This is a genomic window from Lyngbya sp. CCY1209 (genome assembly GCF_035615495.1).
Lineage (GTDB): Bacteria > Cyanobacteriota > Cyanobacteriia > Cyanobacteriales > Microcoleaceae > Limnospira.
On sequence record NZ_JAJENU010000353.1, the window covers coordinates 1 to 13970 of the forward strand.

General features: G+C 51.7%; 19 protein-coding genes and 1 pseudogene. 7 read left to right on the forward strand and 13 right to left on the reverse strand.

The features are described from left to right. Positions 1-282 precede the first annotated feature (282 nt). The 6 genes from LKE08_RS09860 to LKE08_RS09885 form a co-directional block, all read right to left on the reverse strand. Entirely contained in the window at positions 283-549 is a 267-nt protein-coding gene (locus LKE08_RS09860) for a hypothetical protein (protein WP_324704048.1), read from the reverse strand. Between the two features lie 193 nt (positions 550-742). Beyond that, the gene (locus LKE08_RS09865) at positions 743-859 is read right to left on the reverse strand and encodes a photosystem I reaction center subunit VIII (protein ID WP_324704049.1); all 117 of its coding nucleotides are present in this window, start codon (positions 857-859) and stop codon (positions 743-745) included. 60 nt (positions 860-919) lie between these two features. Further along, positions 920-1405, reverse strand: a complete 486-nt coding sequence (locus LKE08_RS09870) for a photosystem I reaction center protein subunit XI (protein ID WP_324704050.1) — start codon at positions 1403-1405, stop codon at positions 920-922. 133 nt (positions 1406-1538) lie between these two features. Further along, complete coding sequence (locus LKE08_RS09875; protein ID WP_324704066.1) at positions 1539-2228, reverse strand: TIGR04283 family arsenosugar biosynthesis glycosyltransferase; 690 nt, start codon at positions 2226-2228, stop codon at positions 1539-1541. Positions 2229-2312: 84 nt separating this feature from the next. Continuing rightward, the gene (locus tag LKE08_RS09880; protein WP_324704051.1) at positions 2313-3503 is read right to left on the reverse strand and encodes an MFS transporter; all 1191 of its coding nucleotides are present in this window, start codon (positions 3501-3503) and stop codon (positions 2313-2315) included. Between the two features lie 196 nt (positions 3504-3699). Then, positions 3700-4314, reverse strand: a complete 615-nt coding sequence (locus LKE08_RS09885) for a TIGR04282 family arsenosugar biosynthesis glycosyltransferase (protein ID WP_324704052.1) — start codon at positions 4312-4314, stop codon at positions 3700-3702. A gap of 194 nt (positions 4315-4508) precedes the next feature. On the opposite strand from LKE08_RS09885, the gene LKE08_RS09890 reads away from it, so the two are divergent. Beyond that, positions 4509-4997 (forward strand): C-type lectin domain-containing protein, encoded by a 489-nt coding sequence (locus LKE08_RS09890; protein WP_324704053.1) that lies wholly within the window; start codon positions 4509-4511, stop codon positions 4995-4997. A gap of 6 nt (positions 4998-5003) precedes the next feature. Here the strand turns inward: LKE08_RS09890 and LKE08_RS09895 are convergent, their stop codons facing one another. The 6 genes from LKE08_RS09895 to LKE08_RS09920 all read right to left on the reverse strand — a co-directional run bounded on the left by LKE08_RS09895 (position 5004) and on the right by LKE08_RS09920 (position 8520). Continuing rightward, complete coding sequence (locus LKE08_RS09895; RefSeq protein WP_324704054.1) at positions 5004-5669, reverse strand: DUF1295 domain-containing protein; 666 nt, start codon at positions 5667-5669, stop codon at positions 5004-5006. A 16-nt stretch (positions 5670-5685) separates the two neighbouring features. After that, a complete protein-coding gene (locus tag LKE08_RS09900) occupies positions 5686-5835 on the reverse strand; it encodes a hypothetical protein (RefSeq protein ID WP_324704055.1) in 150 nt (49 codons plus the stop codon). A 337-nt stretch (positions 5836-6172) separates the two neighbouring features. After that, positions 6173-6769, reverse strand: a complete 597-nt coding sequence (gene ribH / locus LKE08_RS09905; RefSeq protein ID WP_324704056.1) for a 6,7-dimethyl-8-ribityllumazine synthase — start codon at positions 6767-6769, stop codon at positions 6173-6175. Between the two features lie 116 nt (positions 6770-6885). Beyond that, entirely contained in the window at positions 6886-7077 is a 192-nt protein-coding gene (psbZ, locus tag LKE08_RS09910) for a photosystem II reaction center protein PsbZ (RefSeq protein WP_324704057.1), read from the reverse strand. A 136-nt stretch (positions 7078-7213) separates the two neighbouring features. Then, positions 7214-7879, reverse strand: a complete 666-nt coding sequence (nblB, locus tag LKE08_RS09915) for a phycobilisome degradation protein NblB (protein WP_324704058.1) — start codon at positions 7877-7879, stop codon at positions 7214-7216. Positions 7880-8043: 164 nt separating this feature from the next. Continuing rightward, positions 8044-8520: a CBS domain-containing protein gene (locus tag LKE08_RS09920; RefSeq protein ID WP_324704059.1), complete on the reverse strand. Its 477-nt coding sequence runs from the start codon at positions 8518-8520 to the stop codon at positions 8044-8046. Between the two features lie 223 nt (positions 8521-8743). On the opposite strand from LKE08_RS09920, the gene LKE08_RS09925 reads away from it, so the two are divergent. The 6 genes from LKE08_RS09925 to LKE08_RS09950 all read left to right on the forward strand — a co-directional run bounded on the left by LKE08_RS09925 (position 8744) and on the right by LKE08_RS09950 (position 13492). Then, a complete protein-coding gene (locus LKE08_RS09925; protein ID WP_324704060.1) occupies positions 8744-9937 on the forward strand; it encodes an AAA family ATPase in 1194 nt (397 codons plus the stop codon). Beyond that, complete coding sequence (locus LKE08_RS09930) at positions 9930-10631, forward strand: hypothetical protein (protein ID WP_324704061.1); 702 nt, start codon at positions 9930-9932, stop codon at positions 10629-10631. The genes LKE08_RS09925 and LKE08_RS09930 overlap by 8 nt, the downstream gene beginning before the upstream one ends. Before the next feature lie 250 nt (positions 10632-10881). Further along, positions 10882-11364, forward strand: a complete 483-nt coding sequence (locus tag LKE08_RS09935) for a type II toxin-antitoxin system VapC family toxin (RefSeq protein ID WP_324704062.1) — start codon at positions 10882-10884, stop codon at positions 11362-11364. Further along, positions 11357-11542 carry a hypothetical protein gene (locus tag LKE08_RS09940; RefSeq protein ID WP_324704063.1) on the forward strand — a complete coding sequence of 62 codons (186 nt, stop codon included), beginning with the start codon at positions 11357-11359 and terminating at the stop codon, positions 11540-11542. Before LKE08_RS09935 ends, LKE08_RS09940 begins: the two co-directional genes overlap by 8 nt. 136 nt (positions 11543-11678) lie before the next feature. Beyond that, on the forward strand, positions 11679-12833 hold the full coding sequence (locus tag LKE08_RS09945; RefSeq protein ID WP_324704064.1) for a hypothetical protein: 1155 nt from the start codon (positions 11679-11681) through the stop codon (positions 12831-12833). Positions 12834-12955: 122 nt separating this feature from the next. Further along, positions 12956-13492 carry a DUF1499 domain-containing protein gene (locus LKE08_RS09950; protein WP_324704065.1) on the forward strand — a complete coding sequence of 179 codons (537 nt, stop codon included), beginning with the start codon at positions 12956-12958 and terminating at the stop codon, positions 13490-13492. Between the two features lie 202 nt (positions 13493-13694). Here the strand turns inward: LKE08_RS09950 and LKE08_RS09955 are convergent. Next, positions 13695-13970: pseudogene (locus LKE08_RS09955) on the reverse strand (photosystem II D2 protein (photosystem q(a) protein)); the annotation flags it as partial.

Consider the following 13970-nt stretch of genomic DNA (forward strand, 5'->3'; position numbering starts at 1 on the left):
ACATTGACTATGCCTTTAAGAGTTCAGTTTTGGACGGCTTAAGAATCCCCGCGTCTTTAGACCGGGGAGAAGTCAACTACATGAATTAGTCACCCGATTTGCACCTCGATCGCTCATCGATCTCAAGTTTTGGTTTCTCTCTCTACCCCGATGGTGACATCGGGGTATTTTTTATCAGAAAAGAGGAAAGGGAATCGGGAGGAGTCGAATTCTCTACTCCCGATTCCCGACTCCCCACTCCCGACTCAGAAGCCCGCAGCGCTATATCCGTTCCCGACCCGATCAAAAATCCGAGTTGGACTCGGGGAAAATTTGGGGGAGGTTGATATCTGAGGGAGAATACATTCCCGGACCGCCGTAGCTGCCGACAAACACGACCAGCAACGCGAGTAACAGGAACAGAAATCCGATATTCCCCCACTCTTCGGAGGTATCGTCCTCCTGGCGACGCCGGGAATTGTTGGAGGCGACATCGAGCTGGATGTGGATTTTGTTGCCTTCCATCTGGATACTGTCGTAGCGGATTTTATCGTTGCTCGAACGTGCCATGTGAACTCCTCCCTGGTGGTTGAACTCTCAGTTACTACACCGACGGTGGCAACCGTTCAGGAGAAAACTGAATCGGGCTCGGAAGGAGTGGGTTCGAGGGAAAATTTTTCAGGATTCTGTAACGATGATCCATCCATCAAAAAATCCCCCACCGGAAGGTAGAGGATTTTGTGTTTCGGAAATTGAATAAAGTCTAGGCTTCGCTTTCAATGTAGATGAACAGCAAACCCATCAGAACCACGGGCATCAGCCAGCAAACTACAGGAATCAAAATCCAGGGCAGGAAGGAAGCAGCGTAATCACCGGTCATATCTAAAGTCTCCTATCTAAGGTTAAATCAGCAACAATTGAGAGTGAATGGCAGGCCGATCTAGTTGTTGACCAAGCCTCGGAAAATCGCATCGACGACGCTGAAGTTTTCCAGCAAGAAGTAAGCGACAAAGGCCGCTCCCATCCCACCAACGAAGAAGCCACCCGCAAACTGACTCCAACCTTCGGAAGTTTTCAGGGGGTCGGCATCGGATTTGCTTTCGCCCTGGTATGAAACCAATCCATAAGCGGACAGGCAGATGGTGGCGAGCAGAATCAGTGTAATTCCGTTGATTAACCCACCCAGGTTGGCATTGGCGCTGTCGCGTAAGGGTCCGAATTTAACCCAGGGACCGCCCACAAAGTAGCCGTGAGCCATTCCGATTTCGAGGCCCCGCAAAATGGGGGAGAGTCCCTTCCGGTAGGCGGGCAGGTTGCCGATGAAGGCCCGGGTGAAGTCAGAATCGCTGATGGGAGTGGACAAATGACCCACAAAGGGATCGCCATTGTAAGGCTGAACCATCCCTTGATCCATTGTTTCAGGCATACTGATTGTCTCCTGTGCGCTTAAAAATCTGTAGCAGTTGTTAAGCACATATTTTAAGCAGGGAGGTGCAAGCTATCGACAGAATTGAGGGATAGCGTTAAAAAAGTTCACATATGGGGCTCAAACTTCATATTTATTTACTTTTTTTGGCCCGATACCAGTCGGCTAGGGTGGCGGGGGGGACGCCGAGAAAATAGCCGAGAATCACAATCTGATTGATCAGGGTAGTCCGGAAAAGGCCTAATTTTTGCCACCGCCGTCCCGAGGTGACGACGGCAAGGGGTGCGATCGCGATCCGTCCCCGTTTCCGCAACTGTCGCGCCAGCACGAAATCTTCCATGATGGGCAGATCGGGGAAACCGCTGAGATCCCAAAAGGTGCGGGTTCTCAAAAAGATCCCCTGATCGCCGTAGGGCAGTTGGCAATAGCGCGATCGCCATTTCACCCCCGTCTCGATCGCCCGCACCCCCGGTATCGGCGCGGCAATTTTCAACTCGAAGGCCCCCGCCACCACCTGCGGATCGGCCAGAAGTTGCCGCACCCACCGGGCAAACCCCTCGGGAAGCCCTGTATCGCCGTGGAGAAACAGCAGGATCTCCCCTGTGGCGATTTGGGCCCCGGCGTTCATCTGTCCGGCCCGTCCCGGCGGTGTTCTGAGCACCGAAACCCCGAAAGATTCGGCGATCGCGATCGTTTCATCCCCACTCCCCCCGTCCACCACGATCGCCTCAATTCCCTCCACATCCTGCAACTGGGAAAGCGTCCCGGGGAGGGCGATCGCTTCATTGAGAACGGGGATAATAATTGATATCGTCTGAGACATTAAATAAGGTGGGGGGATTGTGAATTGTAGGAACAGTTCGCGAACCGCCCCGACTCCCGAGGAGCGACACGCGGCACCATACATTCAAGGGGTATCCGTTTGGGGGCGAAGTCGCCGACTTCGGGCAATGAATCCCCCGGCAATTATAAAAGCGATCGCGCTGAATGCGGCCCGACCGACGATCGTTATATTGTCTTGGGGCAAAATGAGAATATCAAATAAACTCATAGCCGCTCCCAACCCACCGAAATAGCAACCGATGCCGAGTCCGGCCCGTTGAGTTGGGACGCGATCGAGCACGAAGGGAATGGTGCCATTGAAGACGAGGCTCAAGGCAAAACTGAGGCATAACGCGCCGAGTCCCAGGATAACAAAGATGGGGCAGTAGGCAAACAGTTGGATTAAGATTGCGATCGCGCCAATTCCCCACAACATGGCGGTTTGGTTGCCGAGGCGAGTGGCCAGTTTTCCGGCGGGAAGGGCCATAATTGCGATCGCGACACTGAAAGCGACCATTCCCCAAGGGGTTTGTTCCCCGAGAAAAGGCTTTAAACTGGCGGCAACGGTTGGCATTAGAAAACGCACCCCCCAAGCCACTCCCATTGATGTCCCGATCAGAAATGGAACCACCCGCCAAGGAAACTGACGCTCTTCTCCGGAAGGGTTGGGACTCGGCGTTTCGGGGGGTATCACCCAACGCAAAAATGCCGCCGCCCCCAGTAACACCCCCGTCCCCAACGCAAAGGCAAAAGGGGCTCCCAGACTGAGAATTAAGCCATAGGCTGTGAAACGGAATGCACCGATTAATTGCTGAATTAAAGTCAAACAACTGGCGGCTAAGGGAAGTTGAATTTGGGGTGAAGCTTTCGTCAGTAAACTCAAAACCGGACTGCGAAAAATCGCCATCGCCACAGCCCAAACCACGGCTAGAATGGGAAGTAACCAGCGAATTGCCGCCCTCGGGTTGCCTAAGATTACCAAGGCTGGCAGTGCCATAAATAACGCCGATGCCAGAACCACCCCGGCGATAATAAAAGGTAAACGGGTTCCCATCAATTGTTGAGTGCGATCGGAAGCATCCCCGGCAATGGGTTCGATGACCGCTTCCAGGGCATTTTCAATAATTAAGAGTAAGCCCGCCAATTCCTGAGAAAATCCCCATTGAACCAGTAAAACGGGCAAATAGAGATTGTAAATAACCCAACCCAGGGTAATTGCTCCTTGAACTGCGGTTATTCCTCCGACACGCCACCATCTGATCTCGGTTTGATTCATTTTATTTTTTACCGATTGTAAAGCCATCATTTTGAAGGGACATTTAGGGGAGATTTTCTGGATGTATAGCAGTGCGCGTTCGCGTGTTTACAGTTCCGTAAAGGGGAACAAACCTCGAAATCCTGATTTCAAGGGAGTTTCTCATCCCTACACCCCACCGAGCACACCCCACACCCCAGCGCGTAGCGCTCATGTTTTATACATTTTCAATATTAATATTGAGGGTTTCCAAGTCTTCGGGGCGATCGATATCCGTCAGCGGAACCAACTCGGCGACGGAGAGGTTGAGGGTTTGGCAAATGTACCGACTCTGTTGCAATACCGATGCTGTCCCCCAGTCGATACCCCGGAACAGTTCGGGAATTAACCGGGACAGCCCAATTAAATAGTATCCCCCATCTGTGGCCGGTCCGAAAACCACGTCGCACTCCCCCAGTTTGTCGAAGGCGGCGGTGAGGAGCTCGGGGGTGATGGCGGGACAGTCGGTGCCGATGATCACGACAGATGTACAATTGTTCTCGAATGCGGCGGCGGCGGCTTGTTTCATGCGATCGCCAAGATCTCCTGTCCCCTGGGGGCTGTAAGATAGATCGTCCCCCCACCAGTCTGTCATCTGAGCCCGGGTTGCCCCCGTAAACCGGACTTCTGCGGAAATGGGGCGGGACTGCCACAGTTGTCGGACGGTTGCGATCGCGCGATCGGCCATTTTCCGATGCAGTTTGGCGGCGCCTTCGGCCCCCAACGCCGGAATCAGTCGGGTTTTCGTCCGGCCGGGCTCCGGGTAGCGGGTGAAAATAACGATTTGTTCCATAGGACTTGATTGGAGGTAGCTGTCCGCTCGCATCAGAATTCCCGTCTATTGTATAATTTTTTCCACAATTAATCGGTGAAAAATATCCCATTATATCCCCCTAAATATCCCTTGATCAGGGGGACTTTGAGAAAGTTCCTCCCCCCTTTTTAAGGGGGGCTGGGGGGGATTCTTACCCGATAATTTTTGACGCTATGTTGAAATTTATATCGCAATTATTCACAACCGCAACCCTCGGCTTTAACGCGGCGATCGCCCAAGCCAATCCCCCCCAAGTTGTCATCCATCCCGAAACCGGAAATCGATACTTTTTGACCGACATTTTATCCTGGGAAGAGGCGCGGGATGCGGCGATCGCGGCGGGGGGACATTTGGTGACAATTAATGATGAGCCGGAAAATCAGTGGTTGGCGGAACAATTTCTGGGCGAAGGTGTGGATTTCTTATGGATTGGAATCAGCGATCGCGCTACGGAAGGGGAGTTTGAGTGGGTAAGCGGACAACCCGTCACCTACACCAATTGGGCGCCGGGAGAACCCAATGATAACCCCGAACGGGGAGGAGAAGATTTCGGAGTTTTGACCGGACCGGCTAATCCGTTCGATCGCCCCATCGGCAGTTGGAGTGATGCCCCGACTCCTGCAAAATTGCGGGGCATCGTCGAAATTGACAGGCAAAATTAGCCGGAATTATCCGTCGGAATTTTGGGCGATCGCCGTCGTTTCCGAAGGGTTTCCCGTCCCGAATAATTTGGGAATCAATAACCCGGATCGTTGGCGGTAAGATTCAAATTCCGGATAGCGGGAAAGGGACTTATCTTTTTTGAGCATATTGGGGATAAAAATGGCGATCGCAAATCCCCCCACAATGACAAAGGGTAGCCAGTGCTGTACCAACATCGCGAACGCCAGATAAATGAGGATTTCGCCCAAATAGTTGGTATTGCGACACCGGGCAAAAAAGCCCTCGGTAATCAGTCCGGGGCGATATTTTAAAGTATAATACTTTTGGGCATCGCTGACGTAATGCAGGAAGACTCCGAAGATGTTGGTCGAAATCGCAATGGCGATCAAAAAAGCCGGGGGTTCGGAGCGACTGCTGACCAGAATGAACGGCGCCACCCAATATAACCCCACGATTAAGAAAGTGCCGATTCCCGTCGCGATGGGGATTTCTTCTTCCCACTGCTTATCGGGATAAATTTTGCTTTTTAACAGCCACAAAATGCCATAGGTTCCGTGCAGGGCGAGATAAACCCAGGGGCCGATGGTAAAGTTGTCGTAGAAAAACATCAATCCCAAAATAAACGGGAACGTCAGAGCTTTATGGAGGTCGATCGCTTGTTTGATTTTCATGGTCAATCCTCGGAAATTATGTCGCCGGAGAGAATACACTTTTCGTCCCCACCACTTCCGGAGCATCCTCGGGGGGAATGAGCGATCGCGATCGCGTCACGTCCACGGGTTGGAGGGTGTGGAAGGCGTATCCCTGCAATTTCCAGGGGGGCGGCGGGTAACTCATCTTTCTCTTCCGAGGTGGAGACTGCTGTCATGCTAACAGATTTCAACGTAGACCCGAAGAAGTATAGCAATAATCAGGGCGCAAGCCTTGCGCCCCTACAATTCCCAACACCTGACGATGGCGGTTAATTATCAGGAGCTGATATAATATCATACCGTTTTTTCTAACCGTACAAACTCCCCAATCATCGACCGATGATTTTGATTATTAGCTGGGGAATTGATTCCCAAGCGGTGCGGATATTCAACTTGAGGATTGGAAAATCTAAAATCCCCCCGAAGCGATCGCTTCCCGTGATTGAGGCAGTTTCAAACCCCCTCGGGACGCGGGGAGAATGTCAACGATTTTCCTCCGGCGCCACTTTCGATCCTTCTCCCTGACCCATTCCCGGAGACAGAACCGGAGTCGCCGAAGCTGCGATCGCATTCGGGTTATGCTGATAATTCTCCGCCCCCTGAGCGCGGATTTGCCGCATCAAACTCGCCATCTCCAGGGCATTCATGGCGTATTCCCAACCTTTGTTGCTCTTGATTCCCGCCCGTTCCAAGGCTTGCTGCATCGAGTCGGTGGTCAAAATGCCGAACACGACGGGGACGCCCGTCTGAAAGGCCGACGCCGCGATCCCCTTCGAGACTTCCGCCGCGACGTAATCGAAATGGGGCGTCTGGCCGCGAATCACAGCGCCGAGGCAGATAATCGCATCGTAGCGGCGGCTCGTCGCCAATTGGTGGGCGACCAGGGGAATTTCAAAACTACCGGGGACCCAGACGTAATCCACTTGGGTTCCGTGGGGTTCAGGATCGACGCCGTGGCGTTTCAAACAATCCTGACACCCTTCCAACAATTTCGTGGTGATCAGGTCGTTGAAACGGCCGATCACGATCGCCAATTTTACGGAATCGAGGTGGGTAAAGGTTCCCTCAAAAACTGCCATGCCAGATGATCCTAAATTCGGTCTTCATACGATTCTGGGAGGTTCGAGAATTGAGGTTCGGTTTGATTGACCCCATCTTCTGACCTCCCATTGTTATTGGTTAACGCCCGAGGGAATTAAACCACTAAGTAGTTCAAAACTCCCACCAAAATGACCAGTGCCGCCCACAGGCCGGAACCGACAAAAATGAGCGGTTTGGCTTGAGTCCAATTTTGAGGGGAGGCGTAGGCGACGGGAACCGCGACGATCATCAAGAACGACACGATTACCAAAGCCGCCAACAGGACTTGAAATAGAAGTGTTAACATTTTTTTCTCCCAACCAAATGATTCAGTGAGTACAAATCAGGACACAACGGCCGATGCAAGCATTGTCGGCTTCTACGTTATATTTACGCTACCAGAAATTGCACCGTCTGAGAACTGAAAGCCGATCGCACTCCGGTCAGTCGGACTCTTGGGGGACTTGGGCTTGTTGGGCCACCTGCGACACGTCGTCCCGGGCCAGTTGCTCCAGGACCGCTTCCGCTTCGTCTCCCCCCAGTCGCCCCAGGGCTTGGGCGACCCGGTGTCGAATCTGCCAATCCGGATCGGATGCCCGGGGGATCAAAAGGGCGATGGCCCGCCGATCGCCGAGTTCTCCCAGGGCCCCCACGGCGATGGTCTGGATCAGTTCGTTGCCATTGTTGAGGGCATCTTCGAGGAGTTCAAATCCCCGGGGATCTCCCAATTCCCCCAAAGCCGCGATGATGCTCAGTTGCACCAGCCATTCGGAGGTTCTGTGGTACACCTGACTCAGGTCGTCGAAGGCCTGCGTCAGTTTTAGGGCTCCCAGGGCGTCGGCGGCGGCGGCTTGGACGTCGGGTTCGGGGTCGTTGAGCAGGCAATCCCGCAAGATCTCCAGGGAGCGATCGCGATCTTGGACTCCGAGGCTGGTGAGTTGGCTGACGGCGGCGTACCGGACGCGGGTATCTCGGTCCCGGATCGCCGTCTGGATCAGTTCAAAGCCGGTACTTTGGTCGAGTTCGCGGATCTGATTGACCGCCCGCAGGCGATCGCCGAGGTCCTCCGAACTCAGTTGTTGCTGAATGGACTCCGGAGTAATGGTCATAAATTTAGGTTGAACAGTTGAACAATTTGCTGTCGGTTGAAATCCGCGATCGCCGGGATGCCGAGGGCGAACCCGGTTCGATTTTGGATTATTCCCATCTTATTAGGGTAGGGGATCGAACCGACAGGATTGATTCAAACTGTCGAATCATGGCGATCGCGGGGTCAATCCTCATCCTCGGGACTCGTCGCCATCACCCGGATGATGTCCCCGCAGGTCAAAATGCCGATCATGGTTTTGGATTCGTCGAGGACGGGAAGCCGGTGGACTCGCTTCTGGTTCATCAGCCGCGCGGCTTCGGAAATGGTGCGATCGGGGGCGATGGTGACGATGGGTCCTTTGCTCATCACTTCGCCGACGGTCTGGCCGAGGGCTTTGTGGAGTTCCTTCTCGTAGCGGGCCGGATTTTCCAGGTAAATCACGCTGTCGAGGATCGTGATATAAGCCGGGGGGGTGACGCCGCTCTCCTGCCAGATGATATCGGTTTCGGAGATGAAGCCCACCAGCTTGCCGCCGCGATCGACGACGGGCAGTCCCCCGATCCGCTCCCGGGCCAACAGGGCGATCGCATCCTTGAGGGGGGCGTCGGGATCGATAACGAGGGGGTTGGGGGTCATCACATCGGCAACGGTTTTGGCCATGATCTCCGGTTCCGGTTCACTGAGGTCTATGCTGTCTTATCTTATCGAATAATTGACACCCTAGGGGAAGCGATCGGGTCGCCTTCGTCGCCGGAGATGGGCTCTGGCATCCCGGGGAAGCGACCGGGCCTCCGGCTCCGTACCAAGCCCCCGATACAATGGTGGTGTCGGGCTATCCGGCCCGCGATCGATCCCATCGCTCTCTAGATAGGAGCCTGTCAATATGGCGATGATCCGCGAAGTTGAAATTCGGGGCTTTAAGTCCATCTACTCCGCCAAGATTGAACTCGGAAGAGTCAACTGTTTCATCGGGGCTAACGGGGTCGGCAAAAGCAATTTTCTTGAAGCCCTGGGAGTATTGGGGGCGGCGGCTAATGGCACTGTGGATGACGAAAGTCTCTTGCGTCGTGGCGTTCGGGCCGGTTTACCCCGACTCTATAAAAGCTCCTTTATTTCCGATCGCACCCCCGTCCACATTGCCATCGGGGTCAAAACTGAAACAAACGCGGAATATCGGGTTTCGTTGCTGAATCCCCTCGATTCTCCGGAACCGGCCTGGTCTTACAAAACAGAATTTTTAAGTGATGGCAAAACCGAAATCGTTTCCGATGGAGTCCGCCATCGCAAAAACCTCAACTCTAAGGCGGGTCTCGCCGCTTTGCAAATTGTCGATTTAGAACCCGACAACCCCGCCGCCCGATTGATGCGACGCCTCCAAGAATTTGCGATTTATTGCCCCAATACCCCCACCTTGCGCGGGATCGTTCCAGACCAACAATCTCGGACACCCATCGGCCTCGGCGGCGGACAACTGGCCGAAGGGTTTGCTGCCTTACGCAGGTATCTAGAGGATGGAAACGAAGAAGATGAAGACATTTTAGAGCAAGTGTTTGAGTTGATCGATTGGGTGGCAGATATCCAGACAACTGACCACGGAGCCAACTTACTCTCTCCCCAAGTGCCGCGCACTCACTTACTCCTGAAATTCAGCGATCGCTTCATGCAGAAAAGTCGCAACGAACTAACGGCTTACGATGCCAGCGAAGGCGCACTTTATGTACTCTTTACGGCATTGCTCTGCCTGTTGCCCAATGCCCCCCGAATGTTCGCCATTGACAATTTGGATCAAACTCTGAATCCGCGCCTACTGAAAGCGATCGTCTCTCGGTTGGCCGATTGGCTGTCTCACGATACTCCAGACCGACAACTGTTATTTACTGCCCACAACCCCGCCGCCCTGGATGGCTTGAATTTATCCGATCCCAAGGTGCGTCTGTTTGCCGTGGAGCGCAATAGTAATGGTCAAACCGTCATGCGTCGTCTGACTTTAACCGATGACCTAATTGAACTCAATCGGCAATATCCCCTGTCTCGTTTGTGGCTGATGGGGCATCTCGGAGCAGTCCCCAATGTCTGAGTTACGCATTGCCTTGGTCGCCGAAGGGCCGACAGATTTGGTGGTGATTGAAGCGGCTCTTAAAGCAGTGTTACCCGATCCTTTTGTCATGACGCAATTGCAACCCGAACCGACTCAGCCAAAGTTGGGGACGGGTTGGTGTGGGGTACTGAAATGGTGCGATCAAGCGCATCGGCGACATCGTGGCTTTTTGATGGACGATCCCACCCTGGTCGGTTTCGATCTCATCATCATTCATGTGGATGTCGATGTCGCACATCAGCAATATCCTAATTGCGGAGAATCAGTCGAAACTTGGGCGGAAGAAAACTTCTGGGGCAACCTCCCCTGTACACGACCCTGCCCTCCAATATCCGATACAGTGGATGAACTGCTGCGGGCGATCGAAAGCTGGTTGGGACAAGTTCAATCCTGCGATCGCACTCTCTTCTGCCTACCTGCACAGTCTTCAGGAACCTGGTTAGCCGCTGCCGTGCTGTCCGCAACTGACCCCCTACTCGCCAACGCTGAGTGCAACCGCACCCTAGAATCGCAACTCAAGCTTCTACCTAAAAAGCGGCGCATCAAGAAAACCAAAAGAGCATATCAAGATAAGGCTCATCTCATTACCGATCGATGGACGCAGGTTAAGCAAGTCTGCACCCAAGCAGAACATTTTGAGCAGTTGGTGTTGGCGGCTCTGTCGCAAAAATGATTGCCCGCGATCGCGCTGTCTGTAAGATGAAGTTGGGGTATAATAGTGTGCGATCGCGCTTTTGCTCAACTGCGGGAATGGGCGATCAAACAGAATGAGTTCTGGGTCGAAGCAGGTTGATGGGGCTGTGGGTGTGATATAATATTTCACATTTAGAGTCGGAGTCCTCTAGCCGATACACTAATTATCCCACAGTGAAAGGCTTTGGGCTGTTTAGGTATTGCAGTGAACAGTATTTTTCTGCTGTTTTATGAAGCCCGTTGTCTATATTGAAACATCGGTGATTAGCTATTTGGCATCACGACCTAGCCGAGATGTTATTGTTGCAGCTCGTCAAGCAATTTCTCATGATTGGTGGGAGAACCAAAGACAACGCTTTGAACTGAGGATATCAGCACTTGTTGAAGAAGAAATTGGCGGTGGAGATGCTATTGCTGCGGAGCGTCGAGCCTCTATAATTGTTGACATTCCAAGCCTGTCTATCTCAGATGCTGCAACTACATTGGCTGAAAAGTTGATACAATACAATGCGCTTCCCCAGAAGAGTGTAGAGGATGCCTTACATATTGCCATAGCTGCAACTCAAGGCGTAGATTACCTGTTGACCTGGAATTTTAAGCACATAAATAATGCCGAAACAAAACGCTTAATTGTTGAGGTTGTTGAGTCCAGTGGATATGTATGTCCCCAATTATGTTCACCTGAAGAACTGGGAGGTAAATCTGATGATTGACGATCCAATTGTTGAGGAAGTGCGAAAGTATCGCGAACAACATTCGGATTTTTATGGTTACGATCTCAAACGGATTGTCATGGCACTTCGGGAACGAGAAGAGAAATCGAAACGGCCAGTTTTGAATCCGGGACCCAAGTACCTCTCCAGAAAAACCGATGCCAAAAGTTTGCATTGATTGACAGGTATCGAGGAAGGGTGGAAATTCGATCGCTCGGAATGGAGGAACGCGATCGCGCCTCTGCTCAACCGCGAAGATGGGCGATCGATCCGGACGATCTCTAGGTTTGCTTTGTATTGTATAGGTGGTTAGTATGCAGATTAATTTAATTCCAGTATGCGATCCGGGTATTTCCTATGGTATCGACATCATCATAGATGCAATCAATCGATTCAGAAAACAGTTACTCGCTGTTATTGTTGTTTGTCCTGAAGACGGCTTTGAATATTCAGGGGAAGAACCAAGACCCAATAACATTACTAGCGCCCATGTGAATGCAGCGATCGCTTTATTTCGTGAACCGGGAACTATCGGTCAAGTCACAGGCTTTATTCACGAAAACGGAATTAACATTAACAGATCGGGTACAGGTGGTGCATACGGTGATAAGTTTATGAAATGCTTGACTGACCACGAAATTCAGCCCTGGTTTTATCCCGTTCTTCCAGTGTACAAAAAATTCCTGGAGTGGGGGAATATTGATAATTTTTCGAGTATAGATTCAGATTTGTTGACTCACGTTCGCTTACAATATTGGAAGCAGTTTTTGACCGATGAAATCGCGCCTCATTTATATACAGATAGACTGGGATTGTTTGGCTTAGTTAAAAGAACGGGAAGTTGGAGACAGTCTTGGCAATCAGATGAAATAGAAAAAGATGATATAGAAAATGCTCATTTAGATGCAATCTTATCTAATACCGATTATTATAGCACATTCAAAGATGGAATAAAAAGCTTGAAAATATTGCTCAAACTCAGTGTTCCGGATACCAAAGCCAAGAAAACGCTTAGGAAGCAGATTTATGTGGGTATAATAGCCTGTCTTGAAACTTACCTTGCAGATGCGTTTATAAACACGGTTTTGTCAAATGAAGTGTATTTAAAATCTTTCTTCATTTCGTTTAAAGACTTCAAAGATAGGAAGGTCGGAATGAACGAACTTCCTGATTTCGCCGACAAAGTACCGGAAATCGCAAAGAAGGCAATGCTAGAAGTCATTTATCACAATTTACCAAAAGTCAGCAAGATGTATGAGGCAACGCTGAAGATTAAATTTCCCAACTTTTCTGAAATTCAAAAAGCCATCTTAATCAGACACGATTTAGTTCATAGGAACGGAAAAAATAAAGAGGGGGATGAGATCATTCTAGATGACAGGATGGTTGATGACTTAATTTTTAAGGTTGAAGTCTTTATCAGTGAACTTGACCGACAACTAAAAGAACTAGATCAACCGCCCGAGTAAATTGATCTTATAGAAGTTCAACGGTAAGTCTGTAGGTTTTCGATCGCCGAATCATAGTCGGGGAGGACGTCGATGTTAAAATCGGGTGGATTGTCGATATCGCGTCAACTGGAGACTTAACCATGCGGATTTCACCCCTGAGATTCTTGAAAAAAAAATTAATCCCGATCGCCGCCGCACTGCTTCTCGGACTCGTCGGATATTTTGGGGGCGAAACGGCCGCGCTGGCCGGACCCACCCATCCGACGGTGATGGCGAGTCTGTTTTCCTTCTCGGGACAGCGGCCCGATAACTTGGGCGTTCACGACGGCCATCTGTCGGACTGTCCCGACTCCCCCAACTGCGTCTCCAGCGAAAGCCGGGATGCCGCCCACTATATCGAACCCTTCACCTATTCGGCTTCGGGTGAGGAAGCCTTGACACAGATCGAAGGCGTCTTGGAGAACATGGACAACGCCACAATTGTGACGGCGGACGACCATTATATCGACGCCGAATTCACGTCCGCGATCATGGGATTTGTGGATGATGTGGAATTCTACCTGGATGAGGAAGCGGGAGTGATTCAGGTGCGATCGGCTTCTCGACTCGGGGAGTCGGATTTGGGAGTCAACCGCGATCGCATTGAAACCATCAGAACCGTTTTATTAAACTTGTAATTCGATTCTGAAACCCGCCTGTCGGTGCGTTCCCACTCATCCATCGGTGAAGTTCCCAGGTGTAGTGGGGGAACGCACCCTACTATTGACGAAAGTCGCCCTTTTCAAGGGGGATTTAGGGGGATCGGACTGTATCTCCCCAAACGAAAACCCCCAATCCGACCGGATCGGGGGTCAAGTTTATTATCTCGGATATCCCTAATTACAGGGCGTTACCGCGAGGCAGAACTTCCTCGGGGAAGACAAAGTTTTGGTGGGGTTGATCGGCCGGGGCCATCCAGGCGCGAATCCCTTCGTTGAGCAGAATGTTCTTGGTATAGAAAGTTTCAAACTCGGGGTCTTCTGCGGCCCGCAGTTCTTGCGACACGAAGTCATAAGCCCGCAGGTTCACGGCCAGACCGACGACGCCGATGGAACACATCCACAGGCCCGTCACGGGGACGAACAGCATGAAGAAGTGCAACCAGCGCTTGTTGGA

Bases quoted from the DNA above. Each gene is read 5' to 3' on its own strand.
- LKE08_RS09875 (WP_324704066.1), bottom strand. From the start codon at position 2,228: ATGTCTCAGACGATATCAATTATTATCCCCGTTCTCAATGAAGCGATC.
- LKE08_RS09900 (WP_324704055.1), bottom strand. From the start codon at position 5,835: ATGAGTTACCCGCCGCCCCCCTGGAAATTGCAGGGATACGCCTTCCAC.
- LKE08_RS09895 (WP_324704054.1), bottom strand. From the start codon at position 5,669: ATGAAAATCAAACAAGCGATCGACCTCCATAAAGCTCTGACGTTCCCG.
- LKE08_RS09945 (WP_324704064.1), top strand. From the start codon at position 11,679: ATGCAGATTAATTTAATTCCAGTATGCGATCCGGGTATTTCCTATGGT.
- LKE08_RS09870 (WP_324704050.1), bottom strand. From the start codon at position 1,405: ATGCCTGAAACAATGGATCAAGGGATGGTTCAGCCTTACAATGGCGAT.
- ribH (WP_324704056.1), bottom strand. From the start codon at position 6,769: ATGGCAGTTTTTGAGGGAACCTTTACCCACCTCGATTCCGTAAAATTG.
- LKE08_RS09880 (WP_324704051.1), bottom strand. From the start codon at position 3,503: ATGAATCAAACCGAGATCAGATGGTGGCGTGTCGGAGGAATAACCGCA.
- LKE08_RS09925 (WP_324704060.1), top strand. From the start codon at position 8,744: ATGGCGATGATCCGCGAAGTTGAAATTCGGGGCTTTAAGTCCATCTAC.
- LKE08_RS09890 (WP_324704053.1), top strand. From the start codon at position 4,509: ATGTTGAAATTTATATCGCAATTATTCACAACCGCAACCCTCGGCTTT.
- LKE08_RS09885 (WP_324704052.1), bottom strand. From the start codon at position 4,314: ATGGAACAAATCGTTATTTTCACCCGCTACCCGGAGCCCGGCCGGACG.
- LKE08_RS09940 (WP_324704063.1), top strand. From the start codon at position 11,357: ATGATTGACGATCCAATTGTTGAGGAAGTGCGAAAGTATCGCGAACAA.
- LKE08_RS09930 (WP_324704061.1), top strand. From the start codon at position 9,930: ATGTCTGAGTTACGCATTGCCTTGGTCGCCGAAGGGCCGACAGATTTG.
- LKE08_RS09865 (WP_324704049.1), bottom strand. From the start codon at position 859: ATGACCGGTGATTACGCTGCTTCCTTCCTGCCCTGGATTTTGATTCCT.
- psbZ (WP_324704057.1), bottom strand. From the start codon at position 7,077: ATGTTAACACTTCTATTTCAAGTCCTGTTGGCGGCTTTGGTAATCGTG.
- LKE08_RS09935 (WP_324704062.1), top strand. From the start codon at position 10,882: ATGAAGCCCGTTGTCTATATTGAAACATCGGTGATTAGCTATTTGGCA.
- LKE08_RS09950 (WP_324704065.1), top strand. From the start codon at position 12,956: ATGCGGATTTCACCCCTGAGATTCTTGAAAAAAAAATTAATCCCGATC.
- LKE08_RS09860 (WP_324704048.1), bottom strand. From the start codon at position 549: ATGGCACGTTCGAGCAACGATAAAATCCGCTACGACAGTATCCAGATG.
- LKE08_RS09920 (WP_324704059.1), bottom strand. From the start codon at position 8,520: ATGGCCAAAACCGTTGCCGATGTGATGACCCCCAACCCCCTCGTTATC.
- nblB (WP_324704058.1), bottom strand. From the start codon at position 7,879: ATGACCATTACTCCGGAGTCCATTCAGCAACAACTGAGTTCGGAGGAC.